The sequence below is a fragment of the Haloarcula nitratireducens genome, from assembly GCF_019599505.1.
In genome coordinates, this window is the sequence record NZ_RKLT01000010.1 from 55455 (window position 1) to 73196 (window position 17742).

21 protein-coding genes, 1 pseudogene and 1 CRISPR repeat array (1 of these 23 cut by a window edge) are annotated in these 17742 nt (G+C 57.5%); of the genes and pseudogenes, 10 read left to right on the top strand and 12 right to left on the bottom strand.

Annotated elements, in window-relative coordinates:
• Positions 1 to 170 precede the first annotated feature (170 nt).
• A complete protein-coding gene (locus EGH23_RS17975) occupies positions 171 to 503 on the top strand; it encodes a DUF7344 domain-containing protein (protein WP_220581359.1) in 333 nt (110 codons plus the stop codon).
• 801 nt (positions 504 to 1304) lie between these two features.
• Here the strand turns inward: EGH23_RS17975 and EGH23_RS17980 are convergent.
• Together EGH23_RS17980 and EGH23_RS17985 are read right to left on the bottom strand one after the other, a co-directional pair.
• A complete protein-coding gene (locus EGH23_RS17980; RefSeq protein WP_220581360.1) occupies positions 1305 to 1514 on the bottom strand; it encodes a dodecin in 210 nt (69 codons plus the stop codon).
• Between the two features lie 139 nt (positions 1515 to 1653).
• Positions 1654 to 2190, bottom strand: coding sequence for a hypothetical protein (locus tag EGH23_RS17985; protein WP_220581361.1), 537 nt, complete (start codon positions 2188 to 2190; stop codon positions 1654 to 1656).
• A gap of 642 nt (positions 2191 to 2832) precedes the next feature.
• Between EGH23_RS17985 and EGH23_RS17990 the strand changes: the two genes are divergently transcribed.
• Entirely contained in the window at positions 2833 to 3510 is a 678-nt protein-coding gene (locus EGH23_RS17990) for a DUF4396 domain-containing protein (RefSeq protein WP_236044925.1), read from the top strand.
• A 224-nt stretch (positions 3511 to 3734) separates the two neighbouring features.
• On the top strand, positions 3735 to 4085 hold the full coding sequence (locus EGH23_RS17995) for a four-helix bundle copper-binding protein (protein WP_220581363.1): 351 nt from the start codon (positions 3735 to 3737) through the stop codon (positions 4083 to 4085).
• Between the two features lie 206 nt (positions 4086 to 4291).
• On the opposite strand, the gene EGH23_RS18000 is transcribed toward EGH23_RS17995, so the two are convergent.
• Both EGH23_RS18000 and EGH23_RS18005 read right to left on the bottom strand, forming a co-directional pair.
• Entirely contained in the window at positions 4292 to 5515 is a 1224-nt protein-coding gene (locus EGH23_RS18000; RefSeq protein ID WP_220581364.1) for an MFS transporter, read from the bottom strand.
• A 51-nt stretch (positions 5516 to 5566) separates the two neighbouring features.
• Positions 5567 to 6265 (bottom strand): helix-turn-helix domain-containing protein, encoded by a 699-nt coding sequence (locus tag EGH23_RS18005; RefSeq protein ID WP_220581365.1) that lies wholly within the window; start codon positions 6263 to 6265, stop codon positions 5567 to 5569.
• 123 nt (positions 6266 to 6388) lie between these two features.
• Between EGH23_RS18005 and sugE the strand changes: the two genes are divergently transcribed.
• Positions 6389 to 6715 carry a quaternary ammonium compound efflux SMR transporter SugE gene (gene sugE / locus EGH23_RS18010; protein WP_220581366.1) on the top strand — a complete coding sequence of 109 codons (327 nt, stop codon included), beginning with the start codon at positions 6389 to 6391 and terminating at the stop codon, positions 6713 to 6715.
• A 101-nt stretch (positions 6716 to 6816) separates the two neighbouring features.
• On the opposite strand, the gene EGH23_RS18015 is transcribed toward sugE, so the two are convergent.
• A complete protein-coding gene (locus EGH23_RS18015; RefSeq protein ID WP_220581367.1) occupies positions 6817 to 7992 on the bottom strand; it encodes a trans-sulfuration enzyme family protein in 1176 nt (391 codons plus the stop codon).
• Between the two features lie 139 nt (positions 7993 to 8131).
• On the opposite strand from EGH23_RS18015, the gene EGH23_RS18020 reads away from it, so the two are divergent.
• Positions 8132 to 8497 carry a DUF8134 family protein gene (locus tag EGH23_RS18020; RefSeq protein WP_220581368.1) on the top strand — a complete coding sequence of 122 codons (366 nt, stop codon included), beginning with the start codon at positions 8132 to 8134 and terminating at the stop codon, positions 8495 to 8497.
• Positions 8498 to 8683: 186 nt separating this feature from the next.
• On the opposite strand, the gene EGH23_RS18025 is transcribed toward EGH23_RS18020, so the two are convergent.
• The 3 genes from EGH23_RS18025 to EGH23_RS18035 form a co-directional block, all read right to left on the bottom strand.
• On the bottom strand, positions 8684 to 9442 hold the full coding sequence (locus tag EGH23_RS18025; protein ID WP_220581369.1) for a TSUP family transporter: 759 nt from the start codon (positions 9440 to 9442) through the stop codon (positions 8684 to 8686).
• A gap of 499 nt (positions 9443 to 9941) precedes the next feature.
• Entirely contained in the window at positions 9942 to 11243 is a 1302-nt protein-coding gene (gene gdhB, locus EGH23_RS18030; protein WP_220581370.1) for a glutamate dehydrogenase GdhB, read from the bottom strand.
• Between the two features lie 2 nt (positions 11244 to 11245).
• Entirely contained in the window at positions 11246 to 11389 is a 144-nt protein-coding gene (locus EGH23_RS18035; RefSeq protein ID WP_220581371.1) for a rubrerythrin-like domain-containing protein, read from the bottom strand.
• Positions 11390 to 11662: 273 nt separating this feature from the next.
• Between EGH23_RS18035 and EGH23_RS26485 the strand changes: the two are divergent.
• Positions 11663 to 11887, top strand: a pseudogene (locus tag EGH23_RS26485) (MFS transporter); the annotation flags it as partial.
• A 1034-nt stretch (positions 11888 to 12921) separates the two neighbouring features.
• On the top strand, positions 12922 to 13350 hold the full coding sequence (locus EGH23_RS18040) for a hypothetical protein (protein ID WP_220581372.1): 429 nt from the start codon (positions 12922 to 12924) through the stop codon (positions 13348 to 13350).
• Positions 13351 to 13749: 399 nt separating this feature from the next.
• Here the strand turns inward: EGH23_RS18040 and EGH23_RS18045 are convergent, their stop codons facing one another.
• The 4 genes from EGH23_RS18045 to EGH23_RS18060 form a co-directional block, all read right to left on the bottom strand.
• A complete protein-coding gene (locus EGH23_RS18045) occupies positions 13750 to 14634 on the bottom strand; it encodes a hypothetical protein (protein WP_220581373.1) in 885 nt (294 codons plus the stop codon).
• A 140-nt stretch (positions 14635 to 14774) separates the two neighbouring features.
• The gene (locus tag EGH23_RS18050; protein WP_220581374.1) at positions 14775 to 14987 is read right to left on the bottom strand and encodes a hypothetical protein; all 213 of its coding nucleotides are present in this window, start codon (positions 14985 to 14987) and stop codon (positions 14775 to 14777) included.
• A 346-nt stretch (positions 14988 to 15333) separates the two neighbouring features.
• Positions 15334 to 15630 carry a hypothetical protein gene (locus EGH23_RS18055; protein ID WP_220581375.1) on the bottom strand — a complete coding sequence of 99 codons (297 nt, stop codon included), beginning with the start codon at positions 15628 to 15630 and terminating at the stop codon, positions 15334 to 15336.
• 106 nt (positions 15631 to 15736) lie between these two features.
• On the bottom strand, positions 15737 to 16078 hold the full coding sequence (locus tag EGH23_RS18060; RefSeq protein ID WP_220581376.1) for a PadR family transcriptional regulator: 342 nt from the start codon (positions 16076 to 16078) through the stop codon (positions 15737 to 15739).
• Between the two features lie 412 nt (positions 16079 to 16490).
• Here EGH23_RS18060 and EGH23_RS18065 point away from each other — a divergent pair, with 412 nt between their 5' ends.
• The 3 genes from EGH23_RS18065 (at position 16491) to EGH23_RS18075 (ending at position 17480) form a co-directional block, all read left to right on the top strand.
• Positions 16491 to 16790, top strand: coding sequence for a MarR family transcriptional regulator (locus tag EGH23_RS18065; RefSeq protein ID WP_220581377.1), 300 nt, complete (start codon positions 16491 to 16493; stop codon positions 16788 to 16790).
• Between the two features lie 148 nt (positions 16791 to 16938).
• Positions 16939 to 17232 (top strand): hypothetical protein, encoded by a 294-nt coding sequence (locus EGH23_RS18070; protein WP_220581378.1) that lies wholly within the window; start codon positions 16939 to 16941, stop codon positions 17230 to 17232.
• A complete protein-coding gene (locus EGH23_RS18075) occupies positions 17229 to 17480 on the top strand; it encodes a hypothetical protein (RefSeq protein WP_220581379.1) in 252 nt (83 codons plus the stop codon). The genes EGH23_RS18070 and EGH23_RS18075 overlap by 4 nt, the downstream gene beginning before the upstream one ends.
• Positions 17481 to 17705: 225 nt before the next feature.
• A CRISPR array of direct repeats spans positions 17706 to 17742; the repeat unit is 30 nt; unit sequence GTTACAGACGGACCCTTGGGCGGTTGAAGC; it runs 4072 nt beyond the window's last position.

A 17742-nucleotide genomic window follows, 5' to 3' on the forward strand; every position in this document is an offset into this window, starting at 1 on the left:
TCAACGTCAATTATCTCTACCGAATAGACTAACAATATTGGACTGTAGCGTCATACTGGAGTAAATTGACATACATTAGAAGTTCTCCCATCGAGAACTAAACGTATGTTTCTGCTTGATAGTTCAGCCAGGTTGCTTATAATTGTGGATAGGATAATATGTCATCAACAATGGAAGCTGACCGTATTTATCGAGCGTTAGCTGACGGGGTTCGTCGGCAAACGTTGCGCGAGCTGCCCGAGGGAGAAACAGTCCCGATATCCACCCTCGCCGAGGCAATCGCTGCGGGGGGCTTCTCGACCGGAGACGGCCCTACTCATGAGACGGTCCAGCTCAGCTTGTATCATACACATCTTCCACTCCTATGCGATGCCGGCCTTGTTGAGTTCGATGAAGATCAGAAAGTAGTAACAATGACTACCTTGGGCAAGACAGTCCACGCAGAAATCCTCCAACCGTCCCAAGAGTTGCTGGAAAACGACGACTTCGAGCCAGTCCGATAGCTGTTCAGCGTCCCGGAAGGTGTGCCCAGACCGACCGATCCAACACTAACTTCTCGCGAATCCACAGAAAATGGTGTATGATTGTCTTCGGATAATCTGTTTCACTAGTACCGGGTATGGAGTTGTGCCAACATTGACAACAGTTGACGTACGATACGTAGATGGACGCTGAGCGGTACCCGCCGTCTGAAATGGCTCACGACGCCATCAGCCTCTCAGCGTCCGTAGGTGTATCTGCGAGGCCGTCGTCAGGTCGGCCTCGCTTTTGTGCGGTTGTTCGGGAGTATTAGTGGTACTGACGCGGTGCGGGTGGGCATGGTTAGCGAGCGTGGTAGCTTGGTTGCGGTGGGCCTGACCGGCGTCGGGCAGCGGCGGACGGTACGCTCGTTGATCGGGATTTCGATGCCCTGGATCTGCTTGATGCGTGTTATGAGAGGTTGAGAGCGGCGACTGGCGGCCATGCCACCTAGTCACTCGGACCGGTGGAGATTCATCGAGCCGCTCGATATAGGTCCCGGATATGAACCCAAGTGTGGAGAACCGGTTGAGCAACGCAGCCTTGTTGAAATCCACAGCTGGTGAGATATTTTGACTCGATGAGTCAGTACAAAACAGAGTAGAGCAGCGTGAGAACCACTCGGATGACCAGCCGGGCTTGGAGGAGACAGACGGAAACGAGGAAGGCGAGAAAACCCTTGACAACATCATTGACACCGACTCTGCCTAACATGGCAGAGCAATCGGCCTCGACCACCACGGGAAATGTGACCGAAATCAGTAGGCGGCTGGGTTTAATACGTGCTATTCGTCAACTCCGTCATGTAATTCGAAGGCAACCTCCACCTCTGCTTGATACTCTCGTTCGGCTTGGGCTAATTCCACTGCTTGGTCTACCACAGTGACCCATTTGAGATCCTCTAGCGTGGCTTCGGCTCGGTCGATGGCGTCCTCGACAGCACCTTCGAAATTCTCATTGCTCCGACCGATGAGCGTGACTTTCTTGAATACCATTGGTTAATCATCCACCGATTGGTGGGTGGTAACAAACAACGCGCTTTGACATAAAGGTATCGGCATGCTGAGACGCCGCAGGAATAGGTGCGCGTAAAACGTAGATGATAGGTACAGAGGAGATCTCCACTACTTGTAGTCAGTCGATAGATACCTCATTGTGTCCTACCCCGACAGGAAACTCCGTTGTGAGCAGTTGTCCGGCGAGGGTGACAGTGACCGTTATTGTCCGAGGTGCCACTGAAATGAGTTGTTCGAGTGTTACGTTGGGTTCGTTTACGATCGAGCCGTCTCTATCTCGGGTAACAGTATGGTCAACAGTAATGACAGGGCCGAAAATCAGATACCGGACTCCTGAACCAACACCCGCTACTGTCGTTTCGAGACGGTCATCGACAACTGGGACGATTTCGTTTGCCCCGATTTCCGCACACTCTCTCCGTGCCCAGGTATTGAATGGGTGGGTGTGACTGTTCTCTCTGATAGTGTTCGTCGCTTCCAGATACTCTACTGACTCACGGCTAATTGTTTTTGCTATTATTCTGGCTTCTCCCTCCCCTCGAGTCAGTTCGGTATCAGCGAGAATATCTGCTCTTGTTGCATCTGCGACCGCTGTGCCGCCCGCCAACGCTACGACAGTCCCACCCCCTGCAAGGAGGAATTGACGACGGTCCATCTCCAATAGATAACCGGTGTACCAGAATATATCTCTGGTTCAATCAAAGAGCTGTTTGAGCGATTCGCACACCTGCTGAAGGACTGTGACTCATCTCTTCTGTGAGAAGAAGGCATGCATCGCGTGGATCCGCCGAAGTTGTGCATCCAGTGCTGTACTCGTCATGTTGGCCGCCTAAAGCAGTCCAAGGATAAAACCGATACTCATAATGACAAGAACAACCGCCTCGTTGTGTAACATCTCTTTGGGGAAAACTCAGTCGAGAACGCGAATAACGGTTGTTAATACCAGAACTGGGTTCAATCATACTGTGACCTCTTGAGTAGCGGCGCCAAGACAGCAGTTATGCGAATGAACTGCAATACCCGAGACGATATCGTCACAGTGTTCGATTGCGTATTGTCGTTTTCCCGCAGATCGGAAGCAAACCTCCCTGCGAAGGGTACTGGCCCACTGATCAGAAACTCTGTCCGCTTTGGACAATGCAAGCCAAAGGGGAACCCGATTTCAGCGTTATTCATAATTATGTTCGAGCAGACCTTAGTAGCGTTAGCGAGTTCCCCACTCCCCCAGTGGGCGATTCAATGGGGCCACCAAATCGAGCAGACACTGGCACCCGCACGATCGGTTATCAAGCCGATATTGGCGAGTTGGTGGACGCTGGGCATCTGGCTCACGCTCAATATCGTCTCGCTGGGCGTGCTGTGGTGGGACTTCGAGAAGCGCAATCAGAACATCCCGTCGTTGATGAAATTCGTCTGGTCGCTCGTCATCGCCTACTCGGGGCTATTCGGCCTCGGCGTGTACTGGTTCACGGGCCGAACACAGCTAGATAGTGACTCGCTGTGGAAGCAGGGCTTCCGTTCGACCTCGCACTGTTATTCTGGGTGTGGAATCGGCGAGGTCATCGGTATCACCGCCGCGGCGATCATCCTCAGTGTCTCGACACTCTGGGTGGTCGCGCTGACATTCACGCTTGCGTTCGTTGGCGGATTCGCGCTGACCGTCGGCCCGCTGATGCAGGAGGGTGTCGGCTTCAGAGAAGCGATGTGGGATGCCATCTGGAGCGAGACGCCTAGCATCACCAGCATGGAAATTGTGGCCATCGGCACCGACCTGCTGTTAGCCGGCGAGGCGGGCTGGACGACGCCGCTGTTCTGGACGGCCCTACTGTTCTCGCTGACCATCGGGTTCTTCGCCGCCTACCCCGTCAACGTCGCGCTCATTGCCGCCGGTGTGAAAGAAGGAATGGGCAACCCTGCCGAAATGGATGGGAGTCCGAGCGGGGCCAACAATCGACAGGCACATAGCTCTGACTGAAACTGAAACCACCCACTTTTCAGAGGTATCGACATGCCCAGAGAGTGCTTCGGGTGGCCATCTATGCTGCCCACCGCTGTTGCGTGTCTGCTGTCTCTCTACCGGGTAGAAGAACTGATAGCAGCGTATTTCGGTAGTGTAGCTAACTGGGTAACAGCCGAGCATCTGAACCAGCAGTAGCAAGCAGATTGGTTAATTCGATTCTGCCCTATCAATCGTCTGCAATGTCGCTTACAGAAACCGTTTCCGAGATCGACCACCTGAGCGAGGAACAGCGCGACTGTATCGAGAACTGCAACGCAGCAGCGCAAGTCTGTGAGTGGTGCGCTGACGAGTGCCTCGGTAGCGAGGATATGGAGGAGTGTGCCCGACTGTGCCGCGACGTCGCCGACATCACGTCGCTGCACGCTCGATTCATGGCCCGCGACTCCGATTACAGTAGTCAGCTTGCCGAGACCTGTGCTGATGCCTGTGAGGACTGCGCCGACGAATGTGAAAGCCACGACGCCGGCCACTGCCAGACTTGTGCCGACGTCCTTCGCGATTGCGCTGAAACCTGTCGCAACATGTCCTGAGAGAAATTATCTTCAAAGCGTGGAGCCGAGAACTGCACTCGAATGGCGTTGTTGACTACTGCCCGCTACTCAGCAACGCTTTTTGGAGAAAGTGTATGGCTGAGCGAATTTCGATATCAGCACCACCGGCATCATCAAGAATCTCAGTATGTGGGTGTCCTAATTTATGAAAATATAGTTGAGGTGTCATTTGATAGTACGGTACTTCAGTGCTCTCTGCTTTTGGAAAGATTGATTCCGATGAGTCCAGCGAGGACAGCAAACACTCCAAGAACCGCAAAGAGGGCCTTAGCGGACCACCATTCCAAGATAGTACCTGCAATCGCCGATCCGATTGCACCGACCCCAAATACCGCAGTGTAGGTCCACCCGAAGGAGAGTCCCCGAACGTCTGGTGGGACCGCCTGTGAGATAACCTCCTGATTGACCGGTCCCTCGAAAAAGACGAAAAAACCGAGCAGTCCGGAAATACAGAGGAATGGCCAGAGTCCTGCGTTCGCCGCCGGAATGAATGCGAAGGCAATGAATGCAAGGACGACGAAGTTAGCGACAAGAACGTGTTCAGCGGTATACCGGTCAACAAGCTTCCCGCCGGCATACTGGCCGACGCCACCGAACAAGAGGAGTCCAGAATAGACGTACTGGCTGGGCGCTAGCGATCGGGTTCCAACGTGTATCGGATCGAAAAGTGAGAACCCTGCTAAGACCTCCGGTAAGAACGTGAATACTCCACGGTAGTAGAGTCCATAGAGGTTACCGATGAAAAAGACCAGGAGGAAACTGCCGGCAAACAGTAGCTTGGAGGTAGCAACAAACTGCTTGAGGGTCGCTTTCTCCCCCCGGCCATCAGCCATGGGCGCCTCTTCGGTGACAGCAGCAGTTTCATCGAACTCTAACTGGAGTGCGAGAAGAATAGCCAGAGCGACAGGCACAACGAGCAGCGCAGCGACAGTTCGCCAGTGGAAGAACGCGAGGAGAAGCGCACCAAGTATGGGGCCGGTAGCGACGCCGACGTTCCCAGCCATGCCATGGTATGCAAATGCAGCCCCGCGTTCGTTTGCGCCACGGCTGAGGAGCGAGAGGCCAGCAGGATGGTAGACACTCGCGGCACTCCCCCACAGGAGGAGCCCGAACGAGAGCACGATGAGAGTCGGGGCCACACTCACGAGCAGGAAGCCACCACCCATCCCAGCCATGCAGCCGATAATGAGCCATTTCGCGTTGACTCGGTCTGAGAGGAGGCCACTCGGGAGCGCACCGACACCAGTACACGCGTAGCTTGCCCCGATGATGAGGCCAAGAACCGTAGTGGTTGTCGAGAAGGCATCGAGCCAGACGACGATGAAGAGTGGAATGACGAGCTCGAACGTATGAAACATCGCGTGTCCGAGCATCGTGAACGCCGTCAGCGCACGGTCGTTCTGGTCCATAACTGACCCAGTGGCGTGACCTGAATGAACGGCCTCCCTCCCATGGGAGGGTCACAAATCTATGTCAGTGAGAAGCTTCGCCTCTGCTTTTCGGAGGTGTTCGAGGAACGTCGTTTTTGATACGTCAAGTTCCGCAGCAAGGTCTCGGGACGTTGTTTCACGGGGATACTCATAGTACCCCCGAGCGCGGGCAAGCTGGAACGCCTCCTGCTGGCGCGGCGAGAGTCGTTCTGTTGGTCGGTGGTTCGATCTGTCCTCTGTCGCTGACGTTACCCGTATCACTTCGATGTCAGCGTCATAGGCCGTCTCGATCTCTGTGAGTGCTCGTTGGAGCGTTGACCGGTCACCCCGTGTAATGAGCGAGCGACGCTCACGTCCTCTTTCGTGGCGCGTTGGACTGTGATGGAAGAAGCCGCGGGCAGTAAATGCACTTCGGATACTCGGCTCGGGGTCGAATTCAACGAGGACTGGGCACGTCGTAGGACCGACGCTTCCAGTGAGAGCAGCTGCTGGCGATAGACGTGTCGCAGCCTCCGTGAAGGAGGATGCTTGGATGGCTTCGATGGCTCCATCAACTACGTCCTGTGACTCACCGTAGACGCCGAACTGGCCTGTTGCGCCGGTGTCATTCCGCATCGTCCTGTAGCCGACCAAGCCTACGTCTACCTGTCGTGTGGTTTGTAGCGTCCAGCAATCCGGATGCCAGAGGTCGACAGTGACGTGGAGTAGTTCAGCCGATTCCGCATCCATGCCATCTTTCGGCGGCGCAACTACCTAATGGTTATTCATGTCCGATACGGTCGCATACCGGGTCGATGTATTCACTTCTCGCTTCGAAAGTCATAGCCCGCGTAGTGAGGAAGAACTAGGGGCATGTCGTGGCTCGTTCTTGTCATCGCTGGCCTCTTCGAGATTGCCTGGGCGATTGGATTGGAATATTCTGACGGGCTCTCGGAGCCAATTCCGACGGTAGGCACAGTCAGCGCGCTTCTCATCAGCATGGTACTGCTCGCGAACGCAGTTCAGGAGCTGCCGATCGGAACCGCGTATGCTGTCTGGACCGGAATCGGTGCCGTAGGCACCGCCTTGCTCGGCATTGTGCTCTTTGACGAACCGGCGACGAGTGCCCGCCTCGTCTTTATTTCCGTGATTGTTTTCGGGATTGTCGGCCTCCATCTCGTCTCGAGTGGTCACTACTGACGAGAGAAGGTGACTGCGTCCATCCTAAAGGATGACGCTGTACTATCGCGCTATTACGCGGGTAGTCGTTAATTTTCTTCTCACGATCTCCCTACGTGCGGTCACAGTTTCGCGAGCGCCGCTTTGAGATCCCCAATCAGGTCGTCGACGTGCTCGACTCCGACTGGAAGTCGGACCAGTGAGTCCGATATCCCTGCGGCCGCTCGCTCCTGGGCGGAGAGATACGATGCGGACATCGTAGCGGGGTGGTCCGCGAGCGACTCCGTACCGCCGAGGCTGACCGCTAACGTGAACACGTCGAGTTCCTCGAGAACAGCCCGCGTCTCGGCGCCGGTCGCGTCCAGTTCGAACGAGACGATACCGCCGAAGCCGTCCATCTGTTGGGTGGCAAGTTCGTGTTGGGGATGGCTTTCCAGGCCCGGGTAGTTAACCTGCACCGTCGCGGGATGGTCGGCGAGATACGTCGCGATTTCTGCGGCATTGCTCTCGTGCCGGTCCATTCGGAGCGGGAACGTCCGCAATCCACGGAGTGTGAGATAACAGTCGAAAGGAGCGAGCGTTCCGCCAAGATCGTAGGACTGTGTCTGAGCGACATCGTTGGCGGCCGCTTTATCGTCGGTCAGAACGACGCCCCCCATCGAGTCGCTGTGTCCGTTGAGATATTTTGTCGTGCTGTGAACGACCATGTCGGCTCCGTGAGCGAGTGGGTGCTGAAAGTATGGCGTCGCAAAGGTGTTGTCGACGACGTAGGTTGCGTCGACCGACGCTGCGATGTCGGCTACGGCCGAGAGGTCACAGAGCCGCAGTAACGGGTTTGTTGGTGACTCCATCCAGACGAGCGTGGTCTCGTCGGTAACAGCCTCATCGACGGCGTTGACGTCTGTCGCATCGACGTACTCGACGGTGGCGCCGAGTGAATCAGCGAGCAACTCCTCGAAGAGGACGCGCGTCCCGCCGTAGATGCCGTCGAATGCGACGACGTGGTCGCCCGCCTCAACAATTGACAGGCAGGTCGCTGCCATCGCAGCCGTTCCCGACGCACATGCGATAGCGTGGTCGGCGCCGCTGAGTCGTGCGAGTCGGGTTTCGAGCGCATCGCGCGTCGGATTGTCGAAACGGGTGTACTTGTACCCGTGGTCTGCCTCACCGGGCGCACGCATTTCGTGTGTTGTGGTGAGGTGAATCGGTGAGACGACGTCCCCGGCATCTGTGGCGCCCACGTCGCGCCAGTCGAATTGAGTGGCGACCGTTTCGAGCTGGTACTTTGAATTGTCCATAACTGTCGTATGGTTGTGCCGCCATCAAAAAACGACCAGGGGGTCTTTTTCTATCTATGCTCCGTATGTCGAACGGAGAGATCATCTTCCGTGTCCTGGGAGTGTGTCCGTAATACCGGCCAATGTTGTACCCGACGATATGCACAGTATTCGGGCGAACGTTGGATCGAGCGTGCCGATATCAGTTCGTCACGTCGACAGGGGCGCTTGGCTGAGCGTCAACGGAACGCGGGAGCTCGGCGTCAGTACTCTCTGGCAGTTCACCGACTCCGAATTTTGTGAGTGTAACGTGACCGATTTTCTCGCTGAAGGTTTCGCTGAAATCGGTGTTGATGGGGACAGCGTCGAGGCACGACTCGCCGGGCGGTGTATTCAGTGTGGAAGTGAGGAAATCACGCCGTGGCTGACCCTTGGCCGTGTGATCGGTGCGGCTGACCGGGAGTTTTACCCTGTTGACCAAGACGCGGTCCAGGATCTCTCTTCGATGAAAAAAAGACACGAGTGACCGGTACGTAGCGTGTTCTTCTGGGTGACTATCGAACTGTTACCGGGGTTTCCAGATTACTAATAGTCACAGAAGTCGCCCGGTACGCGATGCAACTCTGTTTGTCGATGGCCTCGGCTCAGCCATTCACGAAGCCAAATTCGACCACAAGAAAGATGGTCCAAACAATCGACGAACGAGCACGAATTAGACGACCGCGTCAATCGCGAGTTGGCCAGCCATGAGCAGGAGGAGGCCCTGAACGAGACGCTCAAACCGGTCATTCGGAATATGTGGACGGAGACGGACCCCGAAGGCGAGGCCGACGAGGACGATGAGCGCTGCGAGACTCCCTAGAATGAATTTCTGGAGCCCAAAGCGACCGGCGACGACAAGAGTTGGTAATCGCACGAGCTGTGGGACGACTAATGCAGCGGCCATCCCGCCAATGAAGACTGCCCGCGGAGAGTCTCGGGTCTGCAGATAGAGGTATGGTACGGCAGGTGGGCCTGCTGCACCGACCCCACCACCAAGGACACCGGTCGCCACTCCAGACATCAGGCCAAATTCCCGGCGTTCTGCCACCTGAGAGGTGTGTGATTCGTACTGCTGTGACAGGAGGAAGACGATAATATAGCCGCTCAGAGCCAGATAGAGGATGGGAACGGGAACGACGAGCAGGCCGAACGTGCCAATAACCGCACCGGGAACGAGACAGAGGAAAAAGAGCCAGTGGTCGTGCATCAACTGCCAAGGCATCCCAGTGGTTACTAACAGCCCAATCTCGGACAGGGCGATCGGGAACATGAGCACCATGAGCGTAGACTTTGGTGGGAACAATTGCAGGAGCAACGTTGCGGAAATGAGGCCAACACCGAACCCGAGGGTGCCTTTGACGATCCCCGCTACGAGAAGACTCCCTACTGCAAGGAGTAGGATAAGGGGGCGAAATTCGGGGAACAGCATCTTTGTGGTAGCAGCTTCTGTGGTGGTCCTGTTGAAACTGCCGGCGTCCGCTATGCAGACACGTAGTCAAGCAAGCAGTCTCTGTGCTCTATATTGGACTGAATGCAACGAGCCACGTCAAGACTGGACCGGCCGTGATTCGGACTGTAGTTGCGCCGAACCCAAAGGCGATGAGACTCATTAAAAGGACAAATTCGGCATTGGCGTCCTTCACACTCGCAAGGAGTGTGAGACACGTAAGTGATCCTGAGAGAAGACAAATATTTCCCCCGATGAGAAGGCTTAGAATTGTAAATACGGGATCTGAGAAACTTAGAATCTGGAATGGCGGCGTATAGATGCCAACGATATGGAGAACAACGCCGCTGCAAAGATACCCGATGAAGCCGATAATTGTCATTATGCTCCCAACCAATGCCAGCCGGAACACGCGATGAAGCCCTCGCTCAAGCGGCGTCGATGGATACCATGTCTGTAGAGCAGAGGAGTGGTTCATCGCTTATGGCCAGAGCCCGCGCGCCTCGTGTGCGTCGGCGAGACGAGATAGTGCAACGATGTACGCCGCATCACGCCAGGTGACGTCGCTCCGTTCGAACTCGGATCGAACCGCGTCCCAAGCGGCCTGCATCTCCACTTCGAGTTCGTCGTTGACTCGTTCGAGCGACCAGGCTCGCCGGTTGATGTCCTGGAGCCACTCGAAGTAGCTCACCGTGACGCCGCCGGCGTTGGCGAGAATGTCGGGAATCACGGCGATGTCCCGCTCTGCGAGAATCGAATCGGCCGTCGAGGTCGTCGGTCCGTTCGCGCCTTCGACGACGAAATCCGCCGCGATCGCGTCCGCGTTCTCTTCGGTGATCACGTTTCCGAGGGCGGCCGGAACGAGGACGTCGACGTCGAGCGTGAGCAACTCGTCGTTCGAGATCACGGTGTCGGCGTACGCAGTGACGGCCTCCGGCTCCTCGTCGTGCGATGGGACGGCGGCCGTCTCGATTCCGTCTGGCTCGTACATCGCTCCGTTCACGTCACTAATCGCGACGACGGTTGCACCCCACTCATCGAGGAGCCGGGCCGCGTTCGCACCGACGCTCCCGTAGCCCTGGATAGCGACGGTCGTGTCCTCGAGTCGCCGGTCGTAGTACTCACAGACCAACTGCGTGATGATCGCGACGCTCCGTCCGGGCGCTTCTTCGCGCCCTTCGCTGCCGCCAACCACTGGCGGCTTCCCGGTGACGACGCCCGGCGTCGTCTCGCCCTCTTGCATCGAATACGCGTCCATCAACCAGGCCATCGTCTGGGGGTCCGTGCCCATATCGGGGGCAGGAATATCCTGATTAGGCCCGATATTGTCGCGCAGTTCCTGTGCGAATCGTCGGGTGAGCCGCTCCTTTTCGCCGCCACTCAGTTCCTTCGGGTTGACGGCGACGCCGCCTTTGGCACCGCCGAAAGGGAGATCCATCACGGCACATTTCCAAGTCATCCACATGCCGAGACCGACGCACTCGTCTCGAGTTACGTCGGGGTGATACCGAAGTCCACCTTTGAACGGGCCTCTAACGCTGTCGTGTTGGGCGCGGTAGCCCGTGAACACGTCGACCGACCCGTCGTCTCGCTCGATGGGAATCGTCACCTCATGGACTTTTTTCGGATAGTTGAGCCGTTCGACGATATTCTGGTCGATGTCGAGGTGGCCGGCCGCGCGGTGGAGCTGCCGACGAGCGGTCTCGAGCGTCGATTCCGAGTCGGTGGACTCCGCCGGAGCGTCGTCAGATTCGTCGCGGGCGCTCTCAGTCTTCGACGCCATGATTATTCCAGCGGTGTCAGCCGGTTCCGCATCGGACCGCTACAGTCGGGACACTGGCCAGGAGCGTCCTCCGCGATGATGATGTTACCACACTCGAAGCATTCGTACGGTGATTCTCCGTCTGATTCGGGGTCAACGTCTCTCATTGTGAGTCACGAGCGCCCAGTCAGCCGTGGACACTCACGTAGACATAATACGTGTATAAGGAATATTCGGGGGTTTGATATCCAACCATAGCGTGACTTGGGCGGTTCGTTATTCAACTGTGACAACACTCCTTTCGATCGCCATGGTCAAAGGCACTCCCCGAGTTCCATGTTCCCACTGACTGCTCACTCGCTCGATTAATGCCCACTCAACACAACGAACCCCAGGCAGACGATACTAGCGGTGATGACCCAGAGCAGCGTACTCAGTCAATGTGGGGACTCGTCACTGGAGCGAGTCTTATCTCGACAGGACTCGCTGCCTATGAAATTGTCCCGGCAAGTGTGACGCCACTCATCCGTGACTCACTGCAGATTGGACCGACGATCGCAGGGTTCCTCGTTGGTGTCATGTTTGGCACTGCAGTGATCGCAAGCCTCCCTGCTGGAGCAGCACTTGATCGGGTGGATTCTCGGACCGCGATGGCCCTCGCGGTTCTCACATTACCTGTGGATTCCGGCTGAGTCCTGTCCGTACCGCGAGTACCATTATTTCCGGAATCCACATCCGTTGCAGTCGTGGATGTGGTCGACTATCGCCCTGCAGTGCCGGGGTTTTATGGAATACTCTCGTTCATTGACTAGATGGGTCCGGCATCCCGTTGTCGGCTTGCGCCCGCAGCTTACCTGATACCCTTTCAAACGCGGGCGTCGGACCCCCCGTTCCTTACTGCTGCATAGCCGGTACTGGGTCGGTTCAATATGGTGAGCGACGGCGGAATGGGAGGCTCGTTGCGTGCGCACCGGCGTCTGTCTCACCAGTATCGAGTATGGGGTGGTGCCAACATTGACAACAGTTGACGTACGATACGTAGATGGACGCTGAGCGGTACCCGCCGTCTGAAATGGCTCACGCGCTATCAGCCTCTCAGCGTCCGTAGGTGTATCTGCGAGGCCGTCGTCAGGTCGGCCTCGCTTTTGCGAGACTGTTCGGGAGTACCAGTGGTACTGACGAGGTACAGGTGGGCATGGTTGGTTAGCTTGGGAGCCTGGTTGTAGTGGGCTGGCCGGCGTCGGGCAGCGGCGCGGCGGTGTACTCGTTGACTTGAGATTTCAATGCTCAGGAGCTGCTCGATGTATATTGTGAGAGGCTGGAAGCGGCGACTGGAGGGAAAGCCACGCTGTCACTCGGCTCGGCGCAGAGTCATCGAGCCGATCAAGACAGGCCCAACTGTGGACTGAGATGTGGATAGCCAGACTGGCAACCCAGCCTTGTTGAAATCCATAGCAAGCGAGATATTTTGACTCGATGGGGTCAGTACAGAGGGAAGTGCCAGTAGACAACTGTGGGTGCCAGTCTTCCGCGACTAGAACCTTTTCGAAAATTGTGCCAGAGTGAATATGAGGCCTTCCTTCGAGACAGCAGCTGTTGTATGAATCCGTCGCCACCGCACGATGCCGCGCAACCGGCTACAGAGACCGAAGACACACCATCGCTCGCTCGTCGAGGGTTTCTACGAGCGAGTGCCGGGGTGGCAGCAACTGCCGTGGGAGTTGCAACCCTTAGTGGAGGGGTTGCTGCACACTTCCCTGCTACCCTCGAGATCGACATCAAACCAGGCTGTGAAGAGAACCCGATTAACCCGAACAGTCACGGAGTCATTCCGGTTGCCGTCCTGCAGACAGGCGAGTTCGACCCAACGAGTGAGGCTGTCAGGTATCGGTTTGGAGTTCCCGACGTCGTCGCCGCAGGAGGCGGCGCACGCCCGGCACACGGTGGCCACGTCGAGGATGTAGACGGTGACGGGCGAGACGATCTCGTACTACACTTCCCAACAGATGAGACTGGGTTCGATGGGGACGAGTCCGAGGGCCGACTCGAGTGGGAACGAACTGAGGAGGGGTCACACGGACTGTCCGGAACGGATACGGTCACTCTCGTGGGCCGAAACTCCAGATAAGGCTGCTTTTCGAATTCCGTACGTCAAGAATTCATCTCTCAATAGCAATACTTCGCCTAATTCTTCAGATGTCCTCCTGACCGATACGCACACCTAACTACCGGCTGTTTCAGCGGGAAAGGTGTCGAACTAATAGATTGTAACAGAGACAGTCGCTCCGAGTATTTCTCCCAGAAGTGGGCCGGACTTGGAAGCCCGTCACACCCGTTGTGAACCGGGAATCGGGACTGGTCGCTCCGTTCGTGTTACGAACACTCACTCCACTCCTGTAAGAATGGGGTCGCTCTCGGTTCCTGCAGCTAGCACACAGCAACGCCAGCGGCAGCAGGGCACGTGCCACCGCGTCCAGCAGCGTCGGTTCTGTGCCGATTCCCTTCTCAATTGGTGCTCGTCACAGGGTTAGGTGGAAGACTCCACCACAACGGGTGTGACACCGCCTGTGGTTGCTTTCCGGTCGCTGCTCTCCAAGAGATCTAGCCCGACGTAGCGTTGCTCAACCAGTCCTTCGGCAGTGTCGGTGTCCATCGCGAGCAACTCGGTCTGTGTCTGGTCCCGTCCAACCTGGCGCGTCTTGGCAACGAGATCATCACCACCCAACTCCTGCAGTTTCTCCCAGACACGCTTGACCGTCTGTCGGTGCGGTTCTTTCCCCAGCTCAGCGGTCAAGGCCGTCTCCACGTCGTCCTTGGTGAAGAAGACGCCACTCCCGTCGGTACGTTCGGTGGCGAACTCTGGCCACCGCTTGGCGACGCTAATCGCTCGGTACGTGTTCTGCCGGTTCGAGCGCTCGACGAACATCGTCTTGACTTTGGCCTGCCGGCAGTTCGCAAAGAAATCCAGCGGTGAGGAACTCGGTTCGATGCCCTCGGGCAGTGTCTCAGCGTCTTCCTGCTGATCAGGATCGGCTTCGAGTTGCTGCGCTTTCGCGATGGCGCTCTTGGCGATCTCGTGAGTCTCTTCCTGTTGCTCTTCAACGTCGTCGAGGCGACTCTCGGCTTCGGCTGACTGCCCAACGGCCGTCGTCGCGATGTCATGAGTCTGCTCTTGCTGGGCTTCGAGTTCCTCGACGCGATCCTGCAGTTGGTCGATGGTCGCAACCAGGCCTTCGAGAACACTCGAAACGGGGGGTGCCGTTTTCCCCTCTAACTGCCCCACGAGTTCCTGCAGGGCGTCGGTATCGGGCGCATCATCATCACTAATGTCCATGCCCAGCTGGGCGGCCAGTTGGTCGTCGGTGGCTGTGCTCTCGGTTTCGTTCTCGTCGGCGTTGGTGTTGCGTGGCATACTGACCACAGGGCCCGTGCTCGGAATCGAACCGAACAGTGCCGACCACGGCACGGGCTAAGCGTGACTGGGAGCCAGCAGCGACTGACCACTCCTCGCACCGCGCAGGACACGAGCCAGAACGTCGGGACCGAGCGGCCTCATCCCTCGACCTCCGTGCGGCGTTCGATGACGACATCGTGGCCGTAGTCGCCCTCCCGATACTGCACGGCGAGATTCTCGACCGTGGCAAAGTCCTCGTGCCACTCGGTGTAGTGGACCAGATCCCCGACCTGGTAGCGCAGTCGCCACTGCGTCGTCTGAGCGGGCGCTGACTCGCTTGCAGTCGGACTGGCGGGGTCTGTCCGGGCCATCAGCGATCACCCCCAGTCGTCGAGTGGACAGTCTCACAGCGTCGCTGGTGGCATCGATCTGAGCGATTGGGCTGGCGAGGAGACCCGAATCTATCTAGTGAGAAGTTTTTTACAACTAACTGGTAAACAAAGTGAATGCAGTCAGCAGTGTAGCCGTGAATCTTCGGTTCTCGTGTCCGGTGGTTTGGTACTCCCATCGGACGCTTCGGCCTTGCACACGCACACGAACATGGACAGATCTCCCAGCCGCGGCCATCTTTCTCGTGGCCCTGATTGGGTCCGTGGTGCTGACAGTCCGTTGCAGTGAGGAGCCGCGCCTGTCTGCGCGACAGCAGTCCTGCACGAGTCATTGAGTCTCACGCTCCTGGCGGTCAGCGTCATCGAAATCTAGCCCATCCAGCTGTCGACACTCCGCGACTGGCACACAGAACCGCGCGAGCTCAGTAGTCTGTGTCACCGCGAGTACTAGCTCCTCGCGACGGTGGCGGTCACCGGTCGAGGCGAGCCGCTGGCGCGTCTCCTCGGCTAAGTCTGCGAGCAAGACACCCGTGACAGTCTCGTCATTGTCGACGGCGGTGACGAGCAGTCGTGGCGCACTGTCGAGTTCGGTGAGGACGACGACCGCGCCGACGGCGGGCGTCATCGGTCCCCTCCCGGCGTGCGTTTCGTCGCCGCCCAGTGCTGGTGGGGGTTCGACGGGTGTTCGTGGGCTCCAGCGCTGGCTGGGCCGGTTCGTGCAACGGGGCCAGTCATGGCTGGTTGGCCTCCGTCGGGGCGTGGACACCGCCGTCGGCGACCGGCCGTGGGCGGTCAGTGCAGCGGTCGAGGGTCTCGGCCTGGTGAGTGAGGAGCTTGTGGCCGGCCTCAGTGAGGGTGTAGGCGTTGGTGCGGTCGTCGATCGGGTCGCAAGTGATGAGGTTCTTGTCGGCGAGGGTATCGAGGTTCTGGTAGAGGCGGCTGTGGTTGATCGGCTCGGGGTAGCGCTCGTCGAGGTAGGCCTTGAGTGCGAGGCCGTAGGGTTCGTCGTCGACGGCGGCGATGGCCTGGCAGACATCGCGCTGGAAGCCCGTGAGGTCGTAATGAGTCGTCATGCTGGACCTCCCTGGCGGGCTATGCAGTCGGGAGCGGAGCTCCAACGGCTACTGCGGGGACGTGAACAACAGGCAAGTCGTGGGTGTCGTAAGCCGGAACAGCGACGTTGGTCGGTAGTCGGCTGGCGATACGACGCAGTCCGTGGGAAGGTTTCAAGGCTCCCCGTCGCGTGTGCGTTCATGCGGTTCTGGACCGACGCGACGCCCGTGTTGATGGCACGGCGTCGCACTCGGTTTTCCAACGACGCCCGAGGAGCGACGCGTCGGCTGTGATAGAACTGTGAGGTGCGCAAGCACTTAGTAGTTCGCGTCTATTAGTGAAGTTATGTGTCAACAAGTGCTTGATAGCTCTACTAAGGGAGAGACAGGTCTTATCGGGGTAACTAATAAAACAGCACGTGATGGCGGAAGTATGCCCCCGGAGGAACGTAGAAAGGTCGTCCTCGAGTTTATGGCAGACCATTCGATAGCGCTCCCTCCAAAGGCTATTTTCCGTGGACTCAAAATCGAGAAAGGAATTACATTCAGCTATCGGACGGTTCAGACGATCCTTTCTGAGCTTGAGGAGCAGGGGTTTGTTGCTAGGGTTGACAAAGAATCACTTGACGAAGGTAATATTCAACCTATTCCTGAGGATGAAGCCGGAAGACGGGCGTACTACATGATTACGATGGATGGCCGCCGTGAGGTTGAAGCTGCTGACGGCAGCTAAAGGCGCTGATTTTCACCAACTAACGAAGATACTAAGTGCATAGAAGCCGTGAGTATCAAGTAAGAACGCACGCGTCGCTGGTCGGTTTCCTTCAGGAAATCGCCCCGGTGTACCAGCACCGAGGCGCGTGGGTTCTGACGGAGAACCAATGGCAACTACGCAAGCCAATCCCCAAGAACGTATCGCCCGCGAACAGTTGACTCAAGACCCTTCGTTCGTCGGCGTTGATGGCGATGATGCTGCCCACTACTGGGACAGCTACGAAGCTGCTGTCGTCGTTGTCGACGCAGATCTGAACGCTGAGAAATTCGAACTTGTCGAAACGCCCTGTCAAACGCTTCGAGATTGGTGCGAGCACACGCGGCAGCAGCGTGGCTGGTCCGTTGGCCCGCACGTCGGCGGCTCACTGGTCGGTGATCTGGTTCGAGGTGTCGAAGCATGAGCTGTACCGTCGACGACCGCAAACAGATTCGGCGTGCTGCACGAGCGATTCGCGATGCAGTGCCGACGATCGCCGTTGACGTGGTCGCGCCGAACGCGAGTCGGCATGACGCGTGGACGCTCGATGCTGTGTTGCGTGACCGCGAGAGTGTGCCACCCGAAGTGCTGCGGGAGTTGGCGCTAGCTGGGCTGACGCTGCAGCCGGTGCCATCGCAGGCCGGGTATCAGCACGTCGTAGCGACGATGTAGGTCGACGGGACGCTACTCAACTCGTCTGCAGAATAGCTCGGTTTAGGTCTCACGTTGGCGCCCCTCTCTCGTAACTGCCACCCATAGGCCGATAGCTTGAGCCCACTATGGAGTAATTGGCCTGATTTCGTCGACCCCCCGGGGGTTCAGGGGGTATTGCCGGTCGACGAAAACAACTTTGTGCAGACAGCCTATAGCAGGCCTATGGCCCGTAAATGGGGCATGGTTACAGACGGACCCTTGGGCGGTTGAAGCGTTGTGC

Bases quoted from the DNA above. Each gene is read 5' to 3' on its own strand.
- EGH23_RS17975 (WP_220581359.1), top strand. From the start codon at position 171: ATGGAAGCTGACCGTATTTATCGAGCGTTAGCTGACGGGGTTCGTCGG.
- EGH23_RS17980 (WP_220581360.1), bottom strand. From the start codon at position 1,514: ATGGTATTCAAGAAAGTCACGCTCATCGGTCGGAGCAATGAGAATTTC.
- EGH23_RS17985 (WP_220581361.1), bottom strand. From the start codon at position 2,190: ATGGACCGTCGTCAATTCCTCCTTGCAGGGGGTGGGACTGTCGTAGCG.
- EGH23_RS17995 (WP_220581363.1), top strand. From the start codon at position 3,735: ATGTCGCTTACAGAAACCGTTTCCGAGATCGACCACCTGAGCGAGGAA.
- EGH23_RS18000 (WP_220581364.1), bottom strand. From the start codon at position 5,515: ATGGACCAGAACGACCGTGCGCTGACGGCGTTCACGATGCTCGGACAC.
- EGH23_RS18005 (WP_220581365.1), bottom strand. From the start codon at position 6,265: ATGGATGCGGAATCGGCTGAACTACTCCACGTCACTGTCGACCTCTGG.
- sugE (WP_220581366.1), top strand. From the start codon at position 6,389: ATGTCGTGGCTCGTTCTTGTCATCGCTGGCCTCTTCGAGATTGCCTGG.
- EGH23_RS18015 (WP_220581367.1), bottom strand. From the start codon at position 7,992: ATGGACAATTCAAAGTACCAGCTCGAAACGGTCGCCACTCAATTCGAC.
- EGH23_RS18020 (WP_220581368.1), top strand. From the start codon at position 8,132: ATGCACAGTATTCGGGCGAACGTTGGATCGAGCGTGCCGATATCAGTT.
- EGH23_RS18025 (WP_220581369.1), bottom strand. From the start codon at position 9,442: ATGCTGTTCCCCGAATTTCGCCCCCTTATCCTACTCCTTGCAGTAGGG.
- gdhB (WP_220581370.1), bottom strand. From the start codon at position 11,243: ATGGCGTCGAAGACTGAGAGCGCCCGCGACGAATCTGACGACGCTCCG.
- EGH23_RS18035 (WP_220581371.1), bottom strand. From the start codon at position 11,389: ATGAGAGACGTTGACCCCGAATCAGACGGAGAATCACCGTACGAATGC.
- EGH23_RS18045 (WP_220581373.1), bottom strand. From the start codon at position 14,634: ATGCCACGCAACACCAACGCCGACGAGAACGAAACCGAGAGCACAGCC.
- EGH23_RS18050 (WP_220581374.1), bottom strand. From the start codon at position 14,987: ATGGCCCGGACAGACCCCGCCAGTCCGACTGCAAGCGAGTCAGCGCCC.
- EGH23_RS18055 (WP_220581375.1), bottom strand. From the start codon at position 15,630: ATGACGCCCGCCGTCGGCGCGGTCGTCGTCCTCACCGAACTCGACAGT.
- EGH23_RS18060 (WP_220581376.1), bottom strand. From the start codon at position 16,078: ATGACGACTCATTACGACCTCACGGGCTTCCAGCGCGATGTCTGCCAG.
- EGH23_RS18065 (WP_220581377.1), top strand. From the start codon at position 16,491: ATGCCCCCGGAGGAACGTAGAAAGGTCGTCCTCGAGTTTATGGCAGAC.
- EGH23_RS18070 (WP_220581378.1), top strand. From the start codon at position 16,939: ATGGCAACTACGCAAGCCAATCCCCAAGAACGTATCGCCCGCGAACAG.
- EGH23_RS18075 (WP_220581379.1), top strand. From the start codon at position 17,229: ATGAGCTGTACCGTCGACGACCGCAAACAGATTCGGCGTGCTGCACGA.